This is a genomic window from Amycolatopsis sp. SID8362 (genome assembly GCF_010550475.1).
In the GTDB taxonomy this organism is placed as follows: Bacteria; Actinomycetota; Actinomycetes; order Mycobacteriales; family Pseudonocardiaceae; genus Amycolatopsis; species Amycolatopsis eburnea.
In genome coordinates this window covers 1-320 of the sequence record NZ_JAAGNB010000570.1, presented here as the reverse complement: position 1 = coordinate 320, position 320 = coordinate 1, and the positions used below count along the sequence as shown (strand labels likewise).

Sequence of the window (320 nt, the reverse complement as noted above, 5' to 3'; positions counted from 1 at the left end):
TCCTGCACCGGGCGCTCGCCGGCCGCGTCGGCGAGTCCCGGCAACTGCTCGAGAGCGCGGACGGCGTCGTCGCGGGCGACACGGTGCTGCGCCGGTTCTCGGCGGCCGGCCTGCGCACCGAGCTGGAGGCGGCCGGCCTGGACGTGACGCTGCTGCAGGGCGACCGGGTGATCTCGGACCTGGTGGCGGGCGACGTCCGCGAAGAGGAGCTGGCGGACTTCGAGCTCGCGGCGGCGGGCACGCCGGCCCTGCGGGAGATCGCTTCGCGGCTGCACGCGGTGGCGCGCCCCCGCTCCTGACCGGCGGGTTCCGGCCGTCGC

General features: G+C 77.8%; 1 pseudogene. It reads left to right on the top strand.

The features are described 5' to 3' along the window. A pseudogene (locus tag G3I65_RS17460) lies at positions 1-299 on the top strand (SAM-dependent methyltransferase); the annotation flags it as partial. Between the last annotated feature and the right edge of the window lie 21 nt (positions 300-320).